Genomic DNA, 21,561 nt, shown 5'->3' with positions numbered 1-21,561 from the left:
TTTAGGAGGCTTCCTCTTCCCGGGATGAGTTCATTCCCTTCCGCATGGCCTCCATCAAGCGGTTTTCGGCATTTTCAATATGCTCCTGGGCCAGGCGCTGGGCCAGTTCGACATCCCGCGCCGTAATGGCCTCCACCAGGGCCTTATGCTCTTCCAGGGCTTCCTTCATGCGCCCCGGTGTGGCCAGGGAGGTGGTGCGGAAACGCTGGATCTGGTCGCCCAGGTTGTTGATGATCTGGGCTAAACGCTCGTTGCGGCTGGCCCGGTACAATACATTGTGGAAGCGGGTATCTACCTGGATGAGGGTTTCCAGATCGTTCTTTTCGGCGCATTCGGCCACCTGCACCAGCAGCCGCTCCAGCTCTTCCAGTTCTTCTTCGGTGATCCTTTCGCAGGCCAGGGCCGCAGCCAGGGATTCCAGGGCGGAGCGGATTTCAAAGACTTCGGTGATGTCCTTGGTAGAGATGCCCGCCACATAAGCACCCTTGCGGGGTACCATGACTACCAGGCCTTCCAGTTCCAGCTTGCGAATGGCCTCCCTCACCGGTGTGCGGCTCACGCCCATTTCCTCGGCTAGCTGGACCTCCATCAGGCGCTCTCCGGCCTTAAGCTGCCCGCTCAAAATTGCCTCCCGCAGAGTCTCAAAGACTATCTCCCGCAATGGCTTATAATTTTCCAGCTTACCTGCCAGCAGATTTTTCATCCTAATCACCTCCTGCCAGGGGGCCCCTGGGAGCCAAAAGGCCGGCGGCCGGGCCGGCCTTAAGGGGAGAGGGTGCAGGCGACCACGGTCTCCGGATATTCCCGCCGGAGGGCCGCGGCTATCCTCTCGGCTTCTTCCCTGGTGGGAGCCACCCCAAAAACGGTGGGCCCACTGCCGCACAGAACGGCCTTCTCCGCACCCAGGGACATGAGCCTGCCTTTGATAGTTGCTACTTCCGGGTACAGGCGCAAGGTTACTCCCTCCAGGACGTTTCCCAGGGACCTCACCAGACCTTCCCGGTTACCGCCCAAGAGGGCCGCCACGGCTTCCTCCTCCCGGGGACGGTCGCCCTCCCATCCCGACGCCAGGCCGGCATCCCATCCCCGGTAGACGGCGGCGGTGCTGACCCCGAAGGGCGGCTTCACCAGCACCAGCCAGAGACGGGGCGGGGGAGGTAAAAGGGCCAGCCGTTCACCCCGCCCCCTCCCCAGGGCCGTCCCCCCTAAAACGCAAAAGGGCACATCACTCCCCAGTTCGGCCCCTATGCCGGCCAAGGCCCCGGCCGTCAGGCCCAGATCCCACAGGTAGTTGAGACCCACCAGGACCGCCGCCGCGTCTGCGCTTCCCCCCGCCAACCCGGCGGCCAGGGGTATCCTCTTTTCCAGGGTTATTTTCACGCCCGGAAAAGGATACCTCCCTTGAAGCAAAGAAGCCGCCCGGTAGGCCAGGTTATCCGCACCCCGCGGCGCCGCCCGGCCCCGAACCTCCAGCTCTATCCCCCGGCCGGGAGTCAAAAAAACCGTATCGTGAAGGTCAATGCTTTGAAAAATGGTGCTTATCTCGTGGTAACCGTCGGCGCGGCGACCTTTAACCTCCAAAGTCAAATTGACCTTGGCATAGGCCCGTATCTTGATCCCCTGCAAAGAAAATCGCTCCCGGGTCGGGGATGAAGGTATTCTTCCCGCCCTTTAATTATACATCATATTCGACCGAAATCCTCTTTCCGCAGCAAAAAAGCCGCTAGCCGGCTCCTGCGGTGACCTGTAGGGATTTATCCACCACTTCTAAGACCGCCGGCAGGTTTTCGTAGAAGATCACCACTACCTGCCCGGGGACGGCCAAAGCTAGGGCCTTAGCCACCGCCCGGCCCTCGTCCAGCTCCAGGTAAACATCGTCCGGCTTAAGACCGGCCTCCAGGACTCCCTGCCGCAGAAGGCCGGCCACTTCTCCGGGCTGCCTTCCGCGCCGGTCGGCATCCTCCTTGATAATTACTTTCCGGCAAAAACGGCCCGCCACCCGGCCGCTTTTGCAGATGGAGGCATCCGGCCGGTCCCCCGGCACCCCGATGACCCCTATGACCTCCGGTGAAAGGCGCGAGGCCAGCTTGAGGACGCTCTCATAGCCGGCGGGATTATGGCCGTAGTCGATGATGACTTTAACTCCGCCCACCTCCCGGTACATGAGGCGGCCGGGGTTGTGGGCCGGTTCCCGGCCGAATTCCCGGAGACCTCTGGCGATGACGTCATCCGGCAGGCCCAGGGCCACAGCCGCCGCCACGGCAGCCAGGGAATTCTGGAGATTGTGCCGGGCCAGGCCCTTCCAGGCACAGGCCACGGACCGGACCGCCAGGAGGCGCCTCTCATCCCTCCCCGAGGCAATAAAGATGTTCCCCTTCTTGACGAAGACCGCCTGTCCCCCGCCGGCCAGGTGCTCTTGCACCACTTTGTTGCGGGCCTTGAGGCTGAAAAAGATGATGCGCCCCCGAGCCCGCTCCCGCATCCGGACGGTTAGGGGATCGTCGGCGTTGAGGACGGCATGGCCTTCTTCCTTAAGGGCCTCCACTACCAGGGACTTCACATGGGCCAGGTCGGCCAGGGTTTCCACGCCGTACTGGCCCAGGTGGTCTTCGGCTATGTTGAGCACTACTCCCACATCGGCCCGGTCGTACCCCAGGCCGGAGCGGAGGATACCACCCCGGGCCGTCTCCAGGACGGCAGCCTCTACCCTCTTGTCCGCCAATACCCGCCGCGCGCTGGCCGGACCCGCGGCATCCCCGGGCTGGACCAGACATCCGCCTATGTAAATGCCGTCCGTAGTGGTGAGGCCAACCCTGCGGCCGGTTAGCCCTAGCATATAAGCTATGAGGCGGGCGGTGGTTGTCTTACCGTTGGTTCCCGTGACGGCCACCAGGGGTATGCGGCCGTCATCCCCGGGCGGGAACAACCCCGCTACAATGGCCCCCGCCACGTCCCGCGGCCGCCCGGCGGCGGGGAAATGGTGCATGCGAATACCGGGTGCCGCGTTGACCTCCAGAATGCCCCCCTGACCCCGGTGTATAGGCCGGGCGATGTCCGGGCAGATCACGTCCACCCCGGCTACGTCCAGACCCACCACCCGGGCGGCTTCCACGGCTAGGTAGGCGTTGTAGGGGTGAACGCGATCGGTCACATCGGCGGCCGTCCCGCCGGTGCTCAGGTTGGCGCTCTCGCGCAGGAGCACTACCGTCCCGGCAGGGGGAATATCCGTTAAACTCCATCCCTGGCGCTCCATGGTGAAGAGGGCGATGGGGTCCAAGGGGAGTTTGGTCAGGGGCCGACCGTGTCCCTCGCCCCGCAGGGGGTCTTGATTGGCCAGGCGGACGAGCTCTTCAACGGTATGGCGGCCGTCGCCTATCACCCGGGCAGGCAAACGCTCGGCCGCCGCCACCACGCGGCCGTTGACCACCAGGAGGCGGTACTGCCGGCCGGCCAGGTGCTTCTCCACCAGGACCGGCCCCCCGCCGGGAGCGGCCACTCTATAGGCTCGCCTCACTTCTTCCCCATTCTGGAGGTTGGCGACGACCCCCTTCCCCTGGTTGCCGGCCACCGGCTTGACCACCACCGGAAAGCCTAGCTTTTCGGCCAGGGCCGCGGCCTCATGGGCATTTTTCGCCACGCCGCCCCGGGGCACCGGCAGCCCGAATTCCTGTAGGAGCTCTTTAGTCAGGGCTTTATCGCCGGCAATATCGGCCGCCAGGCAGCCGGTGTTTTCCGTTACGGTGGCCTGGACCCGCCGGCTCTTGCAGCCGTAGCCCAGCTGAAGGAGACTTCCGTCTCCGAGGCGCCGGACCGGAATGCCGCGGCGCCGGCAGGCGGCCACAATGGCCGCAGTGCTGGGTCCCAGCCGGTATTGGTCCAGGATACCGGCCAGTTTTTCTCGGGCGAGGTCCAGGTCGTAGTCCCGTCCCTCCAGGAAGGCGGAGACCAGCTCCACCGCCAGGTGCAGGGCTGCTTCGGCCGCCGGCCGGCATTCGTACTCTATAACAATTTCCACTTCCCGGGGATGGGAGGTGGTACGGGTTTTGCCGTAGGAAACATCCTCCCCCGCCAGCCACAACAATTCTAAGGCCACGTGTTCCACCACATGGCCCAGGTACGTCCCCTCGTAGAGGCGTTCGCGGAAGCCGCCGGGATAACCCCGGGAGCAGTAGTGTTCCCCCAGGCCGGGGAGGGCGGCCAGCAGGCGTTCGGCGAAGCCCGGCAGGCTGCTGGTCTTCACTCCTGCCACGTCCTTTAAGTCCACCCTGGCCACCAGGACCGGCCGGAGGCAAAAAATATTGGGCCCTTCGAGGGCCCGCAGGCCCTTAATCTCCATCTATCCATTTATTCCCCCTTCTGCCAATTGCTAGTTTAACCATGGGGAACCAAATTATACTTCCGGCAGAAGGGGACGGCGCAGGGCCAGGTCGAAACCGTAGCTGGCCGCCAGGACGTGGAGCCGGCAACCCGTCAGGGCAACGGGGCGGGTCCCGGCGTCGGAGATGCTGCTGTGTTCAATCTCGCGGCCGTCCACCACCGTCACGGCCCCCGACCCATAGACCATGAAGCGCTGCCGGTCGTCCACCAGCACCGCCGTGTCCTCGTCTATACCCAGGCCGAGGATGTAGGGGTTGTGGGCTACGGCTGCCAGCAGCCGTCCCAGGCGGCCCCGCTGGGCAAAATGCTGGTCCACCATGACTTCCCGGATGAGCCCCAGCCCCGGAGCCATGCGCACCACCTCGGCCCGGGGAGCCTCCTCCCCGGGCCCCTCCACTATCATGGTGGTGCCCATGGCCGCGGCACCCGCACTGGTACCCCCGACCACGGCGCCCCGGCGATAGGCCCGGTGGAGGGCCCGGTCCAGCTCCGTCCCCCCTAAGAGGGCCGTAAGCCGCAGCTGGTCGCCGCCGGTTAGAAAGATGCCGGTGCTGCTTTCCAGGATATTTACTAGGTCGGCGCCGGCCGCCTCCCGGCGGGAAGTGAAGGTCACAACCTCCACCCTGGCGGCGCCCAGGCGGGTGAAGACCCGCCGGTATTCTTCCCCGGCCCCGGCCGGGTCCCCGGAGGCCGCCGGGATGACGGCCAGGACGGCCTCCTCGCCACCCGCCGCTTCGACAAAGCGGCGCAGGACCGTGCAGCTCCCCTCTTTGTCCTCATTGCCGCCGATGATATAAAGGGCCATGGAGTTTCCTCCCCTACTATTTTTGCCTTCCGGCAGGAAAGGTACCCGCCGAAGGCGAATCATCTCCAGTAGAAATGGGGGAAAACCATGGCCCGACAAATAGTCCTCAAAAACTATATGGAAAATTGTGTATGGGAACTCCTGGACGAGGTGCTGGCTAAGGACCCCGACGCCTGCAGATGCGAAATCTGCCGCCACGATATTGCGGCCCTGGCCCTTAACCGGCTCCCGCCCCGCTACGTGGTGAGGGACGAGGGCGCGGTCTACACCAAGCTTTGCATGCTGGAGGCCCAGTACCGCGCGGATATTTATGCCGCCCTCACCGAGGCCTTAATGCAGGTAAAGGCAAACCCGCGCCACTAGACAGAGGGTGCGGGTTTGCTTCTTACCCGCTGCTTACTTGGCCGGGCACCTGCGTATGCCATCTGTAGATCGTTCCACAGGGCAGTCCGAACTACAAGGCACGACCGCGGGCGCCGGCAACCAGCACCAGGCCCTTAGCCGGCTTTAACCGCAGCCCCGAAGGTGGGCGGGGGCCGTGGACGGCATCAAAAGCGCTCCCTTCCACCCTTTGCGCGGCGAGGCGACAGGCCCTTCCCTGGGGCTCCTTCCTTTAGGCCTCGCGAAACTTGTAGCCCACGCCCCGCACCGTCAAAATATAGCGGGGATTACCGGGGTCCTCCTCGATTTTCTCCCGCAGGTGTCTGATATGCACATCGATGGTGCGGGTATCTCCGTAGTAGTCGCCCTCCCACAGCCGGTCCAGCAGTGCCTCCCGGGTGAAGACCCGCCCGGGGTTTTCCGCGAGGAATTTCAGCAGCTGGTATTCCTTCAAGGTGAGATCCACCGGCTTGCCCCTCACCTTAACCTCATGGCTGTCGGGGTTTATGACCAGGTCGCCGACCACCACCCTGCCCCCGGGCTGCCTGGTCCTCTCCGCCACCCGCCGCAGGATGGCCCGCACCCTGGCCACCAGCTCCCGGGGGCTGAAGGGCTTGGTGAGGTAATCATCGGCCCCTAGCTCCAGTCCCAGCACCCGGTCCACCTCTTCCCGCCGGGCGGTGAGCATGAGGATGGGAACGGCCGTACGGGCCCGCAAGATCCGGCAAACATCGAAGCCGTCGATCCGGGGCAGCATGACGTCCAGGATGACGAGGTCGGGCTTTTCCGTTTCTACCAGTTTTAGGGCCGTCTCCCCGTCGGCCGCGGTGATGGTGGTAAACCCGGCCTGCTCCAGATTGTAGGTTACCAGCTCCAGGATGGCCGGTTCGTCGTCCACTACCAGAATTTTGGCCGTCATTTTCTTCTCCCTGCCTTTTCCCTGTCCGGGCAGGGCGAAGGAACCGCGCTCCCGTCGGGCCGGTTCACCCGGCCACCGGCAGGCCCCCTCGGCCAGCAGCCGGAAGGGCGGCGGTCCCGTTAACCGCCCGCTTCTCTGGCGCATCCCCACTTTCGAACCTAGGTCTGCTTGGCTTGCGCTCGCAAAGGCCTCCCTCGCGGAACAAACTATCACTCAGTCTCAGAGCTTAAGGCGGACTGCCCGGCAAATTCGACACACGGCTCAGTTGCCGGCCGCAGGCCTCTTTAGGCCTCGGGTCCGCCTCCGCTTTAGACTTCGTGAAGTTTGGCAGCCGCGAAGGCTTGTTCGCTCGCTTTCAAGCCAAGGCAGGCCTCTACCCCAAGAAGTGGAGATAACTCAGCCCGTTCCTACCTCTATTCTACTTTGCCCCCTCATTTCTTGTCCAGGCTCCCGGCCAGGGCCACGAGGTAGGGGCTCTCTTCCCAGGTCTCCCCTGGGTGAGGGCCCCAGGAGGGCCAGGGAATATCCCGGGGCCGGCCGGTCTGTACTATCCTGCCTTCCAGGAGGACCGCCACCCGGTCGGCCAGCAGGGGGAGCTCAGTAAAATCGTGGGTAACGAAGAGGGCGGTAATACCCCTGGCCTGCAAGAGCCTGCGGAGCTCCACCATGAGGGCCGCCCGCGTTGGCGCGTCCAGGGCCACAAAGGGCTCATCCAGGAGAAGAACCTGGGGCTCCAGCACCAGGGCCCGGGCGAGGCTGACCCGCCGGGCCTCACCGCCCGAGAGTTCCCAGGGCTTCCTCAGGGCCAGGTGGGCTATGCCCAGGATTTCCAGCCACTTCTGTACCCGCCGCCCCATTTCCGGCCCCTTTACTCCCCGGAAGCGCAGGCCCAGGGCTACGTTCTGATACACCGTAGTATTGAGCAAGAGGGGCTCCTGAAAAACCACCGCCAGCTGCCGCCGCAGCTTCATTATCTCCTGACGCCGCCAGTTTACCGGCCGGCCGTCGAAATAGACGGTGCCCTCGTCGGGCCGTTCCAGTAGGGACAATACGTGGAGCAGGGTGCTCTTGCCCGCGCCGTTGGGGCCGATGATCCCCCAGATCTCACCCGGGGCAATGTCGAATTCATCCACCGCCAATACCTGCAAACGCCCCTTGACTACCTTAATGCCTTCTGCCCTAAGGCTAATCCCCATACCTGCGCCTCCCCTGCTGCAACAAGGTAAGAACGGCCGTAACCGTAAAACTCAAACCCAGGAGGATAAAGCTCAAAGCCCAGGCCATGGCAAAATTCCCGCGGCTCACTTCCATAACGATGGCCGTAGTCAGCACCCGCGTGTGGTGGAGGATGTTCCCCCCCACCATCATGGACGCTCCCACTTCGGAGACTACGCCGCCGAACCCGGCTATCACTGCTGCCAGCAGCCCCAGCCGGGCTTCTTTGAGGAGGGTCCAGAAAAGCTGTACTGGGGAAGCCCCCAGGGCCAGGATCTGGGCCGGCAGTTTCTGCGGCAATTGCTGGAAGGCCGCCATGGACAGGCCCGTGACCAGCGGCGCGGCGATGACCGCCTGGGCTATGACGATGGCCGTAGGGGTGTAGATCAATTCCAGCCGTCCCAGGGGACCGCTGCGCCACAGGAGGAAGCTCACCCACAGGCCGACCACCGTAGGCGGTATCCCCATCAAAGTGTTTACTACACTTACCACCAGCCCCCGGCCGAGGAATCTGCGAAAGGCCAGGAAGGCACCCAGGGGCACGCCTACCAGAACGCTTAAGACGGTGGCTTGGCCGCAGACCCTCAGGGTGAGCCACACCACCTCCAGCACTCCGGGATCCAGGCCTACAAGGAGCTCAACCCCCCTGACCAGCCCCTGCCAGGCCGTTCCCACTGCGCTCACATCCCGAGACTGTTTTCGTCCTTACCGGCATCCGGGAAGAAGAGGGGCTGGCCATACTTATCCTTGCCGAAATCCCCGATTATCTTTTGGGTTTCCGGCGCCAGAAGGAAGTCTATAAAAGCCTTGGCTCCCTCGCTATTGATTTCCAAATCCGGAAACTTGTCGGGATTGACCTGCATGACATGGTATATGTTAAGGAGTGACTTCTCTCCCTCCAGTAAGATGTCCAGCTTCAGGTTTTTCCTGAGGGCCAGATAGGTCCCCCGGTCGGTGAGGGTATAGCCCCCCTTCTCCGAAGCGATATTCAGAGTCTGGCCCATGCCGGCCCCGGCCTCCTGGTACCAGCGGCCGGAAGGCTGGATCCCGGCCTGGCTCCAGATGGCCTTTTCCTTCTTATGGGTTCCGGAATCATCTCCCCGGGAAACAAAGAGGGCCTCCTGGGTCGCAATTCTGCGGAAGGCTTCGGCGGAGCTCCCGGCCTCCTTGACTCCGGCCGGATCCTCCGGCGGACCTACGATAACGAAATCATTATGCATGACCAGCTGGCGATTTATCACTACGCCCTTATCCACCAGCTTTTTCTCGTCTTCCGGGGCATGCACCAGAAGCACATCGGCATTGCCCTGCTCTCCCATGGCCAGGGCCTGGCCCGTACCTACGCCATGGGGCTTCACCGTATAGCCCGTTTCTTTTTCAAACAAGGGGATCAGTACATCCAGCAGGCCGGTGTCCATGGTACTGGTAGTAGTAGCCAGGATCACCGGTTTCTTGGCAGAAGCTACCGGCGGGGCTTCCCCTTCGGCCTTCTGACCGCAGCCGGCGAGTAGACCTATTAGCAAAATTCCCACTACCAAGGGGGTTAAATACCTTCTTAGCCAGCTAGGTAAGTACACGGTCATCCCCTTCCCTCTATGTACTTGATAGCCTTTATGCTCATAATAACATAACGAACCCCTAAAAATAAATACCCCCTACCGGGGATAACCAAAATTTCTTGCAAAGGCTTCCCCGATGGCCCGGTCTACTTCTTCCAGGAAACGGTGAAAGTTTTCCACTAGCCTTCGCCCTTCTGGGGTCAGTTCGGCGCCGCCGCCGGCCTCGCCACCGATCCGGGTTACCAGCAAGCGAAAACCCAGCCGCTCTTCGGCCTTTTTTATCCGGCCCCATGCCTGACGGTAAGACATGTGCATCTGCTGGGCAGCCTGGTTGATAGAGCCCCGCCGGTCTATTTCCCGGAGAAGGGCAAATAACCCCTCCCCGAAAATATGCTCTCCTTCCTCCAGCCATATCTTGTAGCGCGCCTGCAAGGAGACTGGATCACCTCGGGACGTTCATTCTCCAACCTTAATTATAGGTTGTTGGCCTTTACTTTGTCCAGGAGATTTACCAGGCTGGCCGCCAGCTCCGCCCGGGTGGCGAAATTATCCGGCCGGAAGGTGGCGTCGGGGTAACCGTGCATGAGGCCCAGTTCCAGACATCGCCTGATGGTGGCTTCGGCCCAGTGGCCGGCAATATCGCTGCCGGGTGAAAATACTGCGGGATCGAGCCCCAAGTGGAGGGCAATACCCCGGGCCAGGGCCCGGCTAAGAGTCTGGCGCACTTCCTCCTTCTTTAAGGCCTGGGCTTCCTGGGGATTGCTGAGGAAGCCCATCTCCACCAGCACCGCCGGGGCTTCCGTTTCCCGCAGGATGTAAAAGCCAGCCTGCCGCACCCCGCCGTCCGGCCACCCCAGAGCCCGGACCAGCTCATCCTGGATGGTTCTGGCGACCCTTTCCGCCTGGCCGCCCGGGCCCAGGATATAAGTGCTAAGGTAGTCGGCGCGGGGATTCTCCGAGCTGTTGATGTGGAGGCTGACCACCAGGTCTAGGCCGGCCCGGTTAAAGAGGGCCGCCCTCTCGGCCAGGGACACATCCACGTCCTTCTCGCGGGACAGTACCACCTCTATCCCCGCCCTGGAAAGGAGTTCTGCCACCAGCAGGGCCACGGCCAGGGTTACTTCCTTTTCCCGGAGACCGTTCACCCCCACGGCTCCCGGATCGGAGCCGCCGTGGCCGGGATCCAGGCCGATGCGCTTGGTCATGATTCCCACCCCTTTTCGCCGGTTAATGGAGAAGGCCACTTTCATTGTATAAAGGCCGCCGGCCGGAGGCCATCGTCGTTAGGCCTTCCCTTTCCCCTTTCCCTTTGGCGCCGCAGGGCGGCCTCCGGCAGCTTGCCATCCGTAAGGGTGAGGGTAAGGGAGGCCGGCTTTCCCTTGGCCCCTGGCAACTGCAACCCTAGGACGGGTCAACCCTTTCGCCGCCAGGGCGGGAGGCCCCGGCCTCCAGGGCCCGCACCTCGCCTGCTTCCACCACATCGGTAGGTATGCCTTCCAGCTGGGGCGGAATACGCTGGTGGGGCGCCAGGTGTCGAAGTGGAACTTTGCGCGTTACGTAAACAACTATGGCCGGGATGGGCGTGGGCCGGCCGCCACGGGTTTTGTAGCCTGCGCCCACGGCCACCACATTATCCTTCTCGAGGAGCACGGGTTGCCACCGGGCCAGCACGTCTGCGACTTCTTGTTCCCTGCGCACGGAGTCTCGCCTCTACCCTTCTTATAACATGTTTATGCTCCCCCCGCGGGGGCGGACCGCCCTCCCCGGGGCCCGGCAATAAAAATAAAGGGCCCCGGAGGCCCCTGGAAAGTAAAGGAGAGGAGCTCCGGGTTTCCCCAAAGCTCCTCAGGACTTGGCACCTATTTTGATATCCCCTTCTTCTCCCTCCACCATGAGTTCCACGGTATCGGTGAGGACGTCGGCATAGCTGAAGGAAATGCGGCGTTCCGGGATTTTCTGCTCTTCGAGGCGGATGATGAAGATGTTGGGATAGGTCTTTTCTAGAATGCCGACCTTCTCTATAATTTTCTTACGCCCGCGGTTGGCCCGGAGTTTAATTTTCTGGCCCACCCGGGCTTCCAAATCCTGTCTGATAGTAGCCAAAACTTCCTTACCAGCCATAAAACCACCCCTTCCCGGCATACATACTATATTATACTATGCCGGGGACAGGGTGTCAAGGTAAACGTTTATTTTACTAAACCCCACGCCCGTCTGTCAAGGGTAGCCATCCTTATGTTAAGGCTTTATTGCGGTTTGATTAGGATTTTCTTAAAGCCCACCGGTATTTTTCTATATTTATCAGTGCTATCCTTCCTTCCCTGTCAAGTTGGACAACTCTTCATAGGAAGAAGAGGGGTAGCCTAGCCTAAATTTCCCCCTGATCTCTAACCCTCCTATACTGCCCTCCCCGGTAACGACATCCTTAATTATTTCATCGGGGCGTACGATTTCCCGGATGGAGGTGTAGGCCACCTGCTCCACTACCAGGATAGGATCAAAGGCATGGATCAGAATGCGGCCGGGAGAGCTGGCAAAGGTGGCCCCGGCCTCCAGGAGAGCCTCGTAGTGGGATTGACAGGCCCCCGCGAAAATAACCAGGTCATCGTGGCTGGGCCTTAACTTCCGGGCCGCCCGGACGGCAGCCACAAAATGTTTAGAATGCCGGTAGTTGTCTAAATTGGTGAAGCCTTTTTTCTCCCGGATCAAACCGTCGTGCCCGGTGAGTACGAGGATGTCAGGAGTGTATTGGGCCAGGAAGTGGGGTACTTTTTCGGCCTGCTCCTCTTCCGCCACGAAAAAACCCGCCACCGGCAGGCGTAGTTGCTTGTAGGCGTGGAGGCAGCGTTCCAGATACTCTTCATCACCGTCCAGGTGCACTACCCTGCCGGGAAGTTCAAAAAAATCTCGGCCTCCTTCTGTCTCGCCTCCGTCCTCTCCGGCAAGGGAGTAGCCGTATCCTCCCCCACTACCCGCCCGGGCCAGCCCGACGTCCAGCCGCGCCGCCCGCCGGGCCAGCACCCGCTGGAAACAGCACCGAAATTTCTCGATATCCCGGTGGCGGTAGCGCAACACCTGCTCTGCCGGCTGTACTTCCAGGTCCTCCAGGGGGGCATCGGCGCTCAAGCGGACGTCCAGTCCCCGGAGAAGGGCTGTGGACTTCCCCTTGTCGGTGATGGTGATGGCCTTTACTTTAAAAAAAATGTCCTTGCCGTAGGATTTGCGAGCTACAATATCCCCCGGTTTGATGTCCGGCATTCTCCCCCCTCCCTCCCTTTCCTGCCTGTTATTAGTTTATGCTTCAAGGAAAGGAAGGTTCTAAGATATAGTGCAGTTGGTTTACATAAAGTACCTGCGCTGGCAACTATTTTTCAATGACGGGCCCGGAGTCAACCTGTATAATAATATCCAAGCTGGCAGTTGGTATCCAAAAGCAAAGGAGTGGATAGCCATTAGGACAGAAAGAAAGTGCCTTCTTGCCAGTGTGGTGCTTGCCTTCCTTTTCGCCCTACTTCTCTCTTCCCGCCCCGCCCAGGCAGCTACTTACACCGTCCAGCCGGGAGATACCCTCTATTTGATCGGCCAGCGTTATAAAATCGGGGCGTGGGAGCTGCAGCTGCTAAACGGTTTGCCGGATACGTGGATTTATCCCGGCCAGGTCCTCTGGATACCCGACGGGCAGGGTAGAGTACATGTAGTGAGCCCTGGCGATACCCTCTTCCTAATCGGCCAGTGGTACGGCGTCCCCTACCAGGATATCATGTGGGCTAACGGCCTGTCCGATTCTTATATTTATCCCGGACAAGCCCTGTGGATCCCCACCGGCGGAACCCAGGCCTCCCCATCACCGGCTTCCAGGGGGAGCACGGCCTCCCGGGGGGGTATAACCTATTCGGCCCAGGACGTGGACCTGCTGGCCCGGCTGGTATATGCCGAAGCCCGGGGTGAGCCCTATGCCGGCCAGGTAGCCGTGGCCGCCGTGGTCCTCAACCGCGTGCGGGACGGGCGCTTCCCCAACACCATTGCTGGGGTAATCTATGAGCCGGACGCCTTTGAGTGTGTAACCAACGGCCAGTTTTGGCTCCAGCCCAATACCACCGCCTACCAGGCTGTCAGGGAAGCCTTGGCGGGAAGCGATCCCAGCGGAGGGGCCCTCTTCTTCTGGAACCCGGCTACCGCCACCAGCCCCTGGGTATGGACCCGGCAGATAACCACCGTCATAGGCAACCATGTTTTCGCCATCTAAAAAGGGAAGGCGGCACAGAGGAACGGAGGTTAATAGGGAGTCGGAGAACAATACCGCGACCAAAAAGCCGGCTGTAATTAGCCGGCTTTTTTGGTCGCAGCCCTCCAGGGACCCATCGGGTCTCTAGAGGCGGGAGAAGACGGGGGCAGGGCCAGCCGCCCCCGTCCTCTATTAGCTGCTCTTGGTATATTTATCCGCCACCTTGGAGGCGCCGCAGGAATAGGGCTTTATCTTGGCCGCAAAACCGCTCCCTACCACCATTCCTACGACCTCCCGGATGAGCTCCTTAGTATCGCCGTTGGGCCCTACATCCAGGTGAATCTCTACGTTGAGTTCCGGGTGACCGTTGGCCGCCAGCTTCTGGGCCAGGAAACTGGCGATTTCCAGGCTGAGGGCCGTTTCGTAAAAAATCCTTTGTCTAAGGGAGGTAATCTTCCGCTGGTATTTCTTTCGATAGTAATACCGGGCCCCTTTGCCCACCTGGTGAATTATGATGGCCGTTACAAAACACGTATTAAGCCTAGCCTGGGAATCCGTACCGATGATTACCTTGTACTGGGCCTCAGGAGTAGCCTCGATGAAGGTCATGATGTCCTGGAACATTTCCTCCACGCTAAGGCGACCCTTGCTGGGACTGATGAAATACACCTTTGTCACCTTCTTCCCACACAGGCCTGCAGGCAGCGGCTAAGGTAGGCGAACTCTTCCAGGGACAAAGTCTCTCCCCGGCGGGAGGAGTTGATCCCCGCCGCCGCCAGGGCCTCCTCCACCGGCCCCCGCGCGCCGACCAGGCTGCGCAGGGCGTTGGCCAGGGTTTTCCTCCGCTGGGCAAAGGCCGCCCTGACAACCCGGAAGAAAAAGTCCCTATCCCCTACCTCCACCGGCGGCCGGGCATGGAGATCAAGGCGCACCACCGCCGAATCCACCTCTGGCCGGGGGAAAAAGACCGTTCGCGGAACCTGCATGACGATTTCAGGCCGCGCATAGTACTGGACCAGCACGGTCAGGGCCCCGTATTCCTTGCCGCCCGGAGGCGCCACAAGGCGACGGGCTACCTCGGCCTGGAGCATAAGCAACATACACCCGATGTGAAAGCCGCTTTCTAATAAGCGGCGTAAAAGGGGGGAAGTAATATAATAGGGAAGGTTAGCCACCACCTTGTAAGCGGGCAACCTCCCCCTATCCTGCAACCCCAGGGCTTTCGCCACCAGCCCGTCGAAGTCGGCCTTTAAGGCGTCGCCCTCCACGAGGCGCACGTTCGGCCGGTCTACCAATATTTCCTGCAGGGCCCTCACCAGGCCCCGGTCTATCTCCAGGGCCACGACCATCCTCGCCCGCCGGGCCAATTCCAGGGTCAGGGCTCCCAAACCCGGCCCTATCTCTACCACCACGTCCTCCGGCCGAAGCCGGGCTTCTTTCGCCATCTTGCGGGCTATATTGGCGTCTACAAGAAAATTCTGGCCTAGGGACTTCCGGGGGCTGAGCCCCCTGCCCTGCATGAAAGATATGAGCCTGCCGGGGCTGGCGACCGGATGCACTCTTCTTCCCTCCGTCGATCTTAATTATACTACAAAAGCCCCGGCAAGACCAAGGAAAAGGCTATTTTACTCCAGGACATAAACCTTAACGCGCCTTACTCCCCACCGCCGCGTCGCTTCTTCGCTGTCCAGGAAGACATCAATGCGGTCCCCTTTTATGCTGCTACCCACATCTTCGGCCCGGCCGTAGCCGTAACCTTCGATGTAGAGCCTGCTGCCCAGGGGGATGACGGAGGGATCCACGGCCACCGTACCGACCCGGGGAACCGTCCCCGTCGCCGTCCGGCGGCCGGTATGGGTGTAGGCCGTGGCCGTAGCCCACAGTACGCGCCTAAAACCAAAAACACGGCCGCCGCGGGAAACCTTGCTCAGGGTTCCCACCGCCACTACTTCGGCCACCGGCTCCTTGAGGACCGTCTGGCTCACCAGCTCTCGCTTAACTTCCCGCCCGTCTTCGTAGGTAACCCGGTACTCCGTCCGCTGTATCCCCTTCTGGCCCCGCTGGACCAGGCGGGTGATGCCCTTCTCGAGCTGCGGATCCGGCCGGCGGACCACCCGATAGGCCAGCTCTTCTTCCACCGTCTCGGTCTTGGTGGCTACTCGCACCACCCTTATGGTGTCTCCCTGGCCGATGATCCTTTCCCGGCCGGGTTCGACCCTATCTTCGGGGCCTAAGGCAATGCCGGCCCGGGCCAGGGCCGCCTCCACGGTGGTGGGCACCAGACGCAGCCTTTTCTCCCTCCCGTCAGCCAGAATAGTAATCTCTACTGCCCGCCTGATCTCCACGGCCATGCCCCCGGCCAAGGGGGTCTGCAGGGAAGGGACGACCTCATCCCCCGGGTAAAGGGTTATCCCCTGCTCCTCCAGCAGCTGCCGGATATCCCGGGCCCACGTCCGCAGCACCCTTTCTTCTCCATCGACTTTAAGGGCTATTTTTCTCCACCCGAAATTGGTCACTCCCCAGGCGGTGCCGGCCACCAGGAGAAGAAAGACCAGCAAAAACAAAAAAAAGAAGCGGCGGCGTGACCTCGCCTGTTTTTTCTGTCTCCAGGTGGTGATCCACCCGTCCAAGGGGCCACCTCCTTGCTACCAAAAAGAGTGGCCATAATAACTTCGACACCGGAGCAATATTTTCCTGCCGCCGCTTCTGGTAAATTTCTGGAAGAAAAACATCCCCTACTCTAAGATATGCACCCTCACGCGGCGCCGTCCCCACTGGAGGGCTTCCTTTTCGGTTTCCATAAAGACGTCGATGCGGTGGCCCTTGATGAGCCCTCCCGTATCCTGGGCCCAGGCATACCCGTAACCCTCAACGTACAACCGGGTCCCCAAGGGGATAACCCTGGGATCCACGGCTACGATTCCCCGGTAGGGGTAAATGCCTGTGGCCGTGGGGTTGCCGGTATGGGTGTAAGCAGTAGCCTCTACCTCCAGGATTTTGCCCGTCCCCGCCATGGCAGCCACGGCTTCGGGAGTCCGGGTACCGTAGGCGATGACTTTGGACCGGGGCTGGGCTTCCACCCAGGTGTCCAGCAATTCCCGCTTTACCACCCGGCCGTCTTCTTTGGTCACCCGGTACTTATAGCAGCGTATCCCTTCCCGCCCTTCGCGCACCACTTTTTGCTCGCCGCGCTCCAGCCGGAAATCGGCCTGGCGCTCCACTTTGTAGGGAATGGCCTCCCGCTCTACTTCGATTTCCTGCCGGACCCGGAAAACCCGCAAGGAGGCCTCTCCTTCCGTGCCGGCGAGGTCGGCCTCCACCCGGTCCAGGGGACCCAGGGTAATTCCCGCCGCGGCCAGCACCTGGGCCACGGTGGGTACCGCTACCCATACCTGCTGTTCCCGGCCGTCGACCTGAACGCGCACCGGTACCGCCCGCTCAACCCTGACCACTAAACCCGGAGTGACGGGGCTGGAAGGCTCGGGGATAACCAGGTCCTCCGGCCCGAGGCGTATTCCGGCTTCCTCCAGGGCGCCAGCCACCGTCCAACTGCGGGTGGCCATCTCCATGACCCGCCCGTCAACATGTATCTGTATTTCTCGCTCTGCCCATCCTATCGACACCAGGGACCAGAGGGTCAGGACCAGCAAGAAGCTGGCCCTTAAGGCCCGGTATCGAAGATCCGGTACCAATTGCTTTCACTCCCTTTTGCCTTGAGGACACGATTTTACTCCTGGCGATAATTGTTGCCATATTATTCTCACTTTAAACCCGTCCCCAGGGCTTCGGGAGCTGAAAGGCGTTCGGGCCATCCTCGCCGCCCCCGGAAGGGCGGTAGGGATGGCCCCATTTTGCCGGAAACCCGCGCCGACCTCCAGGTACTTCCTGCGGCATCCCCCGCCAGCCGGTAAACAGCTCCCCCTTCGCAGCTGCTCCATGGAAGCGCCCCGGCATAATACCGTCCCCCTTAGACCGGAGCGGCCAACCATAGCGGGGCGTGGCCGGTGCAAAAATGGAGGGGCCCGGCCCCCCTTTACGGTGGGCCCGGGCCCCGGACGAAGGCGCGGATTCAACTCAGGCGGAACAGTTGTCGGGCATTGTTGAAGGTAGCCTCTACAATCTCCGCCACCGGCACCCCCCTGGCCGCCGCCACCCCTTCGGCCACCAGGCGCACGTTGGCCGGCTCGTTCCGCTGGCCCCGGTGGGGCTCGGGGGTTAAGTAAGGGGCATCGGTTTCGATCAGGAGCCGGTCCAGGGGCACTCGGGCAGCGATCTCCCGCACCTTCACGGCGTTCTTAAAGGTGATGGGCCCGGCCAGGGAGATGTAGAAGCCCATGTCCAGGCACTGCCGGGCCATTTCCCAGCTCCCCGAAAAGCAGTGCATAACCGCCCCCGGCAGATCCCGGCCCTCTTCCCGTAAGATGCGCAGCACATCCTGGTGGGCGTCGCGGTCGTGGATGATAACCGGGAGGTTTAGCTGCTTGGCCAGCCGCAGGTGCCACCGGAATACCTCTTCCTGCTGCCGCCGGGGTGACAGGTTGCGGTAATAGTCCAGCCCCGTCTCGCCGATGGCCACTACCCGGCGGTCCAGGGCCAGGCCCCGTATGATGCGGGCGCTCTCCTCATCAAAGGTCGCGGCATCGTGGGGATGGACGGCCACCGCCGCCCTAAGGAAGGGCCAGCTGTGGGCCTGGGCGACCGCTTCCCGGGAAGACCGGACGTCATAGCCTACGTTAATGACCGCCGCCACCCCGGCGTCCTGCAACCGGGCGATGACCTCCGGGAGGTCGCGGCTGAAGGCGGGATCGTTCAAATGGGCATGGGAATCGATGATCTGGGAGCTCATCCCCGGTCCCCCTTATTAGCGCACCTGGGCTCCGGGAGGAATATCCCGCTCCGGGGTGATAAGGCTTAGATTTTCTCCCTCCACCGCCGCCAGCACCATGCCCTGCGACCAGATCCCGCGCAATTTGGCCGGCTTTAAGTTGGCCACCAGCACTACCTTCTTGCCTATGAGGTCCTGGGGCTGATAGTAACGGGCGATGCCCGCCACCACCGTCCTCGTCTCTCCCCCCAGGTCTACCTCCAGCTTGAGGAGTTTATCGGTCTGGGGTACCCTTTCGGCCTTTACCACCTGGGCCACCCTCAGCCTCAGTCGGGAAAATTCTTCCAGGCTAATCTCGGGTTCGGCGGTTGCCCCGTCCGGCGGAGCTTCCTGACCCGGCCCCGGGATCCGCTCTTCCTTCCTCACCGCTATCTCCCCTTCCTCCTCTGCCTTCCATTCTACCCTAGGGAAGAGGGGTGCACCCCGCTTCACCCGGCTGCCGGCCGGCACCCCTCCCCATTCCTTCAAGCTGTCCCAGGTCTGGGCGTGGAAGGCATCCTGCATTCCCAGCTGTTCCCACACCCGGGCCGGTAGCCCCGGCATGAAGGGAGAACACATGACCGTCGCCTGGCGGAGGGCCTCGGCGAGGTTATAGAGGACGGTCTGCAGCCGGGGCCTCTTCTCCGGGTCCCGGGCCAGGGCCCAGGGAGCCGTTTCTTCGATATACTTGTTGGCCCGGTTGATGAGCTGCCAGATGGCGGTTAGGGCCCGAGCGAACTCAAAGCGCTCCAGGGCTTCATCTACCTCATCCGGGAGGCGGGCGGCCAGCTCTTTAAGCTCCCGGTCTAGGGGCTCCTCCCCGGCCGGGGCAGGGATCAGGCCGCCGCAGAACTTCTCTATCATGGACACGGTCCGGCTCAGGAGGTTGCCGTAGTCGTTGGCCAGGTCGCTGTTTAAACGGTTCACCAGGGCTTCCTCGGAATAATACCCGTCGGCGCCGTAAGGCATTTCCCGCAGCAGGAAGTAGCGGATGGCGTCGGAACCGTAGCGGTCTATGAGGACCATGGGATCCACTACGTTGCCCTTGGATTTGGACATCTTACCCCCGTCCACCAGCAGCCAGCCGTGGCCGAAAACCTGCCGCGGGAGCTCAATGCCTGCGGCCATGAGGATGGTCGGCCAGATGACGGTATGAAAGCGCACAATGTCCTTGCCCACCAGGTGCACAGCCGCCGGCCAGTACTTGTGGAAGAGCTCGTCGTTTTCGGTGCCGAAGCCCAGGGCCGAGATGTAGTTGGTCAGGGCGTCGAACCACACATAGATCACATGTTTGGGGTCTATGGGCACGGGTATGCCCCAGTCGAAGGTGGTGCGGGACACGCACAGGTCCTCCAGGCCGCCCTTAATGAAATTAATCATTTCGTTGCGCCGCGAGGGCGGCTGGATAAACTCGGGATGCTCTTCGATGTACTTTAGAAGCCGGTCGGCATATTTGCTCATGCGGAAGAAATAGCTCTCCTCCCGCAGAAGCTCCACCGGCCGGCCACAGTCAGGGCACTTCCCGTCCTGGAGCTGGCGCTCCGTCCAGAAGGTTTCGCAGGGTGTGCAGTACCAGCCCTCGTACTCCGCTTTATATATATCCCCTTTTTCGTAAATCCGCCGGAAGAGATCCTGCACCACCTTCTTGTGGCGCTCTTCGGTGGTGCGGATAAAGTCGTTATAGGAAATATCCAGCCGCCGCCACAGCTCGCGGAAGGTGGCCACAATGCGGTCCACGTATTCCAGGGGCTCGAGGCCGACCTCCCGGGCCTTGCGCTGGATCTTCTGGCCGTGTTCGTCTGAACCGGTCAGGAAAAAAACATCATAACCCCGCATCCGCTTGTAGCGGGCCAGGGTATCGGCCATGGTGGTGGTAAGGGCATGGCCAATATGGAGTTTGTCGCTGGGATAGTAGATCGGGGTAGTTACATAAAAAACCTTATCCCCCATTAAAGGCCGTCCCCTTTCTGCAAATTCAGGAGTATTATATTAAAAAAGCAAGCAATATGTCAAGTTTTGCCTAAAAAGGGGCAAAATAACCGTTTTTCCCGGATTCTTAGATTTTACTAGAACTGGAAAAGGTGGTACCATATAGCTAGCCTGTCGAAACGTGTAGAAAAGGGGGAGGAAAGTCTTGTTAAAATCCACCGGCGTTGTCCGCAAAGTGGACGAGCTCGGCCGCATTGTTATTCCCATTGAGTTGCGGCGCACCCTGGGTATTGAAGAAAAGGATGCCCTGGAAATCTATGTGGATCAGGAAAAGATCATCCTGAAGAAGTATGAGCCCGCCTGCGTTTTCTGCGGCAATGCGGAAAATGTGACCAATTTCCGGGGCAAGAACGTGTGCCGCGACTGCGCCATGGCTATGAGTTCTATTGCCGTTTAGGGCTCGTCGGCCAGAGAGGCTTGGTAAATCTCCCGGCGAGGGCGACCGTAGAACCTGGCTACTTCGGCCAGGGCTTGCCTGCGCGGTCGCCCTGCTTTTTCCAGAGCCTCCACCAGGAGGGCCGCTTCCCGGGGTACGAAGACCGGCCGGTGGGGCGGCGCGCCTTCCACCACCAGGGTTAGCTCGCCCCTGGGCGGCTCTTGTTGAAAATGCTCCAGGGCACCCTCCAGGCTGCTGCGCAGGACCGTTTCAAATTTCTTGGTCAGTTCCCTCCCCACGGCCACTTTGCGTTGCCGTCCGAGAACCTCGACCATATCCTCCAGGGTCTCCACCAACCGGTGGGGCGCCTCGAAGAAGACCAGGGTTCTTTCTTCGTGGGCCAGCTCCTCCAGCCTCTCTCTCCTTTCCCCTCTTCTCCGTGGTAGGAAGCCTTCGAAAAGGAAACGCCGGGTAGAAAGGCCAGATACGGCCAGGGCCGCAATGACGGCACTGGGCCCGGGGACAACGGCTATCTCCACTCCGGCCTCCGCAGCCTGCCGGACCAGTTCTTCCCCGGGATCGGCGATACCCGGCATACCGGCATCCGTCACCAGGGCTATTTTCTTACCCTCCCGGAGGAGGCGCAGAAGGGCCTCGCCCTTGGGCCCTTGGTTGTGCTGATGATAGCTGGTCAGGGGAGTGGCGATGCCGTAATGGTTCAGCAGCTTCCGGGTATGGCGGGTATCCTCAGCGGCTATCAGGTCCACTTCCTTTAGAATCCTGAGGGCCCTCAGGGTGACGTCCTCGAGATTCCCCAGGGGAGTTCCCACCAGGAAAAGACAGCCCGCCAC

Annotated in this window: 23 protein-coding genes; 3 read left to right on the top strand and 20 right to left on the bottom strand. The window is 61.4% G+C overall.

Annotated features, from left to right (window positions below):
* Position 1: 1 nt before the first annotated feature.
* From TAMC210_RS00350 to TAMC210_RS00335, 4 genes are all read right to left on the bottom strand, one after another.
* Complete coding sequence (locus tag TAMC210_RS00350) at positions 2 to 703, bottom strand: GntR family transcriptional regulator (protein ID WP_173296838.1); 702 nt, start codon at positions 701 to 703, stop codon at positions 2 to 4.
* 59 nt (positions 704 to 762) lie between these two features.
* Positions 763 to 1,626, bottom strand: a complete 864-nt coding sequence (gene ispE / locus TAMC210_RS00345) for a 4-(cytidine 5'-diphospho)-2-C-methyl-D-erythritol kinase (RefSeq protein ID WP_173296837.1) — start codon at positions 1,624 to 1,626, stop codon at positions 763 to 765.
* 97 nt (positions 1,627 to 1,723) lie between these two features.
* Positions 1,724 to 4,336 carry a cyanophycin synthetase gene (gene cphA, locus TAMC210_RS00340; RefSeq protein ID WP_173296836.1) on the bottom strand — a complete coding sequence of 871 codons (2,613 nt, stop codon included), beginning with the start codon at positions 4,334 to 4,336 and terminating at the stop codon, positions 1,724 to 1,726.
* A 54-nt stretch (positions 4,337 to 4,390) separates the two neighbouring features.
* Positions 4,391 to 5,182 (bottom strand): cyanophycinase, encoded by a 792-nt coding sequence (locus tag TAMC210_RS00335; RefSeq protein ID WP_173296835.1) that lies wholly within the window; start codon positions 5,180 to 5,182, stop codon positions 4,391 to 4,393.
* Between the two features lie 87 nt (positions 5,183 to 5,269).
* On the opposite strand from TAMC210_RS00335, the gene TAMC210_RS00330 reads away from it, so the two are divergent.
* Positions 5,270 to 5,545, top strand: coding sequence for a late competence development ComFB family protein (locus TAMC210_RS00330; RefSeq protein ID WP_173296834.1), 276 nt, complete (start codon positions 5,270 to 5,272; stop codon positions 5,543 to 5,545).
* Between the two features lie 250 nt (positions 5,546 to 5,795).
* Here the strand turns inward: TAMC210_RS00330 and TAMC210_RS00325 are convergent, their stop codons facing one another.
* From TAMC210_RS00325 to yabG, 9 genes are all read right to left on the bottom strand, one after another.
* Positions 5,796 to 6,482 carry a response regulator gene (locus tag TAMC210_RS00325; RefSeq protein ID WP_173297494.1) on the bottom strand — a complete coding sequence of 229 codons (687 nt, stop codon included), beginning with the start codon at positions 6,480 to 6,482 and terminating at the stop codon, positions 5,796 to 5,798.
* A gap of 431 nt (positions 6,483 to 6,913) precedes the next feature.
* The gene (locus TAMC210_RS00320; RefSeq protein WP_173296833.1) at positions 6,914 to 7,678 is read right to left on the bottom strand and encodes an ABC transporter ATP-binding protein; all 765 of its coding nucleotides are present in this window, start codon (positions 7,676 to 7,678) and stop codon (positions 6,914 to 6,916) included.
* Positions 7,668 to 8,372: an ABC transporter permease gene (locus tag TAMC210_RS00315; RefSeq protein ID WP_173296832.1), complete on the bottom strand. Its 705-nt coding sequence runs from the start codon at positions 8,370 to 8,372 to the stop codon at positions 7,668 to 7,670. The genes TAMC210_RS00320 and TAMC210_RS00315 overlap by 11 nt, the downstream gene beginning before the upstream one ends.
* A gap of 5 nt (positions 8,373 to 8,377) precedes the next feature.
* On the bottom strand, positions 8,378 to 9,280 hold the full coding sequence (locus TAMC210_RS00310; protein WP_173296831.1) for a substrate-binding domain-containing protein: 903 nt from the start codon (positions 9,278 to 9,280) through the stop codon (positions 8,378 to 8,380).
* A gap of 72 nt (positions 9,281 to 9,352) precedes the next feature.
* Positions 9,353 to 9,688: a winged helix-turn-helix domain-containing protein gene (locus tag TAMC210_RS00305; protein WP_173296830.1), complete on the bottom strand. Its 336-nt coding sequence runs from the start codon at positions 9,686 to 9,688 to the stop codon at positions 9,353 to 9,355.
* A 41-nt stretch (positions 9,689 to 9,729) separates the two neighbouring features.
* Positions 9,730 to 10,461, bottom strand: coding sequence for an N-acetylmuramoyl-L-alanine amidase (locus TAMC210_RS00300; RefSeq protein ID WP_173296829.1), 732 nt, complete (start codon positions 10,459 to 10,461; stop codon positions 9,730 to 9,732).
* A gap of 196 nt (positions 10,462 to 10,657) precedes the next feature.
* Positions 10,658 to 10,954 (bottom strand): hypothetical protein, encoded by a 297-nt coding sequence (locus TAMC210_RS00295; RefSeq protein ID WP_173296828.1) that lies wholly within the window; start codon positions 10,952 to 10,954, stop codon positions 10,658 to 10,660.
* A 147-nt stretch (positions 10,955 to 11,101) separates the two neighbouring features.
* Entirely contained in the window at positions 11,102 to 11,377 is a 276-nt protein-coding gene (locus tag TAMC210_RS00290; RefSeq protein WP_173296827.1) for a Veg family protein, read from the bottom strand.
* A 186-nt stretch (positions 11,378 to 11,563) separates the two neighbouring features.
* Positions 11,564 to 12,514 (bottom strand): sporulation peptidase YabG, encoded by a 951-nt coding sequence (yabG, locus tag TAMC210_RS00285; protein ID WP_173296826.1) that lies wholly within the window; start codon positions 12,512 to 12,514, stop codon positions 11,564 to 11,566.
* Positions 12,515 to 12,584: 70 nt separating this feature from the next.
* Between yabG and TAMC210_RS00280 the strand changes: the two genes are divergently transcribed.
* Positions 12,585 to 13,502, top strand: coding sequence for a cell wall hydrolase (locus TAMC210_RS00280; protein WP_254388439.1), 918 nt, complete (start codon positions 12,585 to 12,587; stop codon positions 13,500 to 13,502).
* A 171-nt stretch (positions 13,503 to 13,673) separates the two neighbouring features.
* Here the strand turns inward: TAMC210_RS00280 and TAMC210_RS00275 are convergent, their stop codons facing one another.
* From TAMC210_RS00275 to metG, 6 genes are all read right to left on the bottom strand, one after another.
* Positions 13,674 to 14,150: a ribonuclease H-like YkuK family protein gene (locus tag TAMC210_RS00275; protein ID WP_173296825.1), complete on the bottom strand. Its 477-nt coding sequence runs from the start codon at positions 14,148 to 14,150 to the stop codon at positions 13,674 to 13,676.
* Positions 14,151 to 14,155: 5 nt separating this feature from the next.
* Positions 14,156 to 15,040 (bottom strand): 16S rRNA (adenine(1518)-N(6)/adenine(1519)-N(6))-dimethyltransferase RsmA, encoded by an 885-nt coding sequence (gene rsmA / locus TAMC210_RS00270; RefSeq protein WP_173296824.1) that lies wholly within the window; start codon positions 15,038 to 15,040, stop codon positions 14,156 to 14,158.
* Between the two features lie 66 nt (positions 15,041 to 15,106).
* Positions 15,107 to 16,111 carry a ubiquitin-like domain-containing protein gene (locus TAMC210_RS00265; protein WP_173296823.1) on the bottom strand — a complete coding sequence of 335 codons (1,005 nt, stop codon included), beginning with the start codon at positions 16,109 to 16,111 and terminating at the stop codon, positions 15,107 to 15,109.
* A 105-nt stretch (positions 16,112 to 16,216) separates the two neighbouring features.
* Positions 16,217 to 17,173 (bottom strand): 3D domain-containing protein, encoded by a 957-nt coding sequence (locus TAMC210_RS00260; RefSeq protein ID WP_173296822.1) that lies wholly within the window; start codon positions 17,171 to 17,173, stop codon positions 16,217 to 16,219.
* Positions 17,174 to 17,550: 377 nt separating this feature from the next.
* Positions 17,551 to 18,327 carry a TatD family hydrolase gene (locus TAMC210_RS00255; protein WP_173296821.1) on the bottom strand — a complete coding sequence of 259 codons (777 nt, stop codon included), beginning with the start codon at positions 18,325 to 18,327 and terminating at the stop codon, positions 17,551 to 17,553.
* Positions 18,328 to 18,342: 15 nt separating this feature from the next.
* Positions 18,343 to 20,295, bottom strand: coding sequence for a methionine--tRNA ligase (metG, locus tag TAMC210_RS00250; protein WP_173296820.1), 1,953 nt, complete (start codon positions 20,293 to 20,295; stop codon positions 18,343 to 18,345).
* A 184-nt stretch (positions 20,296 to 20,479) separates the two neighbouring features.
* Here metG and TAMC210_RS13775 point away from each other — a divergent pair, with 184 nt between their 5' ends.
* Positions 20,480 to 20,731 carry an AbrB/MazE/SpoVT family DNA-binding domain-containing protein gene (locus tag TAMC210_RS13775; RefSeq protein WP_173296819.1) on the top strand — a complete coding sequence of 84 codons (252 nt, stop codon included), beginning with the start codon at positions 20,480 to 20,482 and terminating at the stop codon, positions 20,729 to 20,731.
* Here the strand turns inward: TAMC210_RS13775 and rsmI are convergent.
* Complete coding sequence (rsmI, locus tag TAMC210_RS00240; RefSeq protein ID WP_173296818.1) at positions 20,728 to 21,561, bottom strand: 16S rRNA (cytidine(1402)-2'-O)-methyltransferase; 834 nt, start codon at positions 21,559 to 21,561, stop codon at positions 20,728 to 20,730. The two genes, TAMC210_RS13775 and rsmI, sit on opposite strands and share 4 nt — an antisense overlap.

It is taken from the genome of Thermanaeromonas sp. C210, assembly GCF_013167955.1.
Taxonomy (GTDB): Bacteria; Bacillota; DSM-521; order Neomoorellales; family Neomoorellaceae; genus UBA12545.
The sequence above is the reverse complement of the archived record's forward strand: the minus strand, read 5'-3'. Positions and strand labels throughout refer to the sequence as shown.

Bases quoted from the DNA above. Each gene is read 5' to 3' on its own strand.
- TAMC210_RS00350 (WP_173296838.1), bottom strand. From the start codon at position 703: ATGAAAAATCTGCTGGCAGGTAAGCTGGAAAATTATAAGCCATTGCGG.
- cphA (WP_173296836.1), bottom strand. From the start codon at position 4,336: ATGGAGATTAAGGGCCTGCGGGCCCTCGAAGGGCCCAATATTTTTTGC.
- TAMC210_RS00335 (WP_173296835.1), bottom strand. From the start codon at position 5,182: ATGGCCCTTTATATCATCGGCGGCAATGAGGACAAAGAGGGGAGCTGC.
- TAMC210_RS00330 (WP_173296834.1), top strand. From the start codon at position 5,270: ATGGCCCGACAAATAGTCCTCAAAAACTATATGGAAAATTGTGTATGG.
- TAMC210_RS00325 (WP_173297494.1), bottom strand. From the start codon at position 6,482: ATGACGGCCAAAATTCTGGTAGTGGACGACGAACCGGCCATCCTGGAG.
- TAMC210_RS00320 (WP_173296833.1), bottom strand. From the start codon at position 7,678: ATGGGGATTAGCCTTAGGGCAGAAGGCATTAAGGTAGTCAAGGGGCGT.
- TAMC210_RS00310 (WP_173296831.1), bottom strand. From the start codon at position 9,280: ATGACCGTGTACTTACCTAGCTGGCTAAGAAGGTATTTAACCCCCTTG.
- TAMC210_RS00300 (WP_173296829.1), bottom strand. From the start codon at position 10,461: ATGACCAAGCGCATCGGCCTGGATCCCGGCCACGGCGGCTCCGATCCG.
- TAMC210_RS00290 (WP_173296827.1), bottom strand. From the start codon at position 11,377: ATGGCTGGTAAGGAAGTTTTGGCTACTATCAGACAGGATTTGGAAGCC.
- yabG (WP_173296826.1), bottom strand. From the start codon at position 12,514: ATGCCGGACATCAAACCGGGGGATATTGTAGCTCGCAAATCCTACGGC.
- TAMC210_RS00255 (WP_173296821.1), bottom strand. From the start codon at position 18,327: ATGAGCTCCCAGATCATCGATTCCCATGCCCATTTGAACGATCCCGCC.
- metG (WP_173296820.1), bottom strand. From the start codon at position 20,295: ATGGGGGATAAGGTTTTTTATGTAACTACCCCGATCTACTATCCCAGC.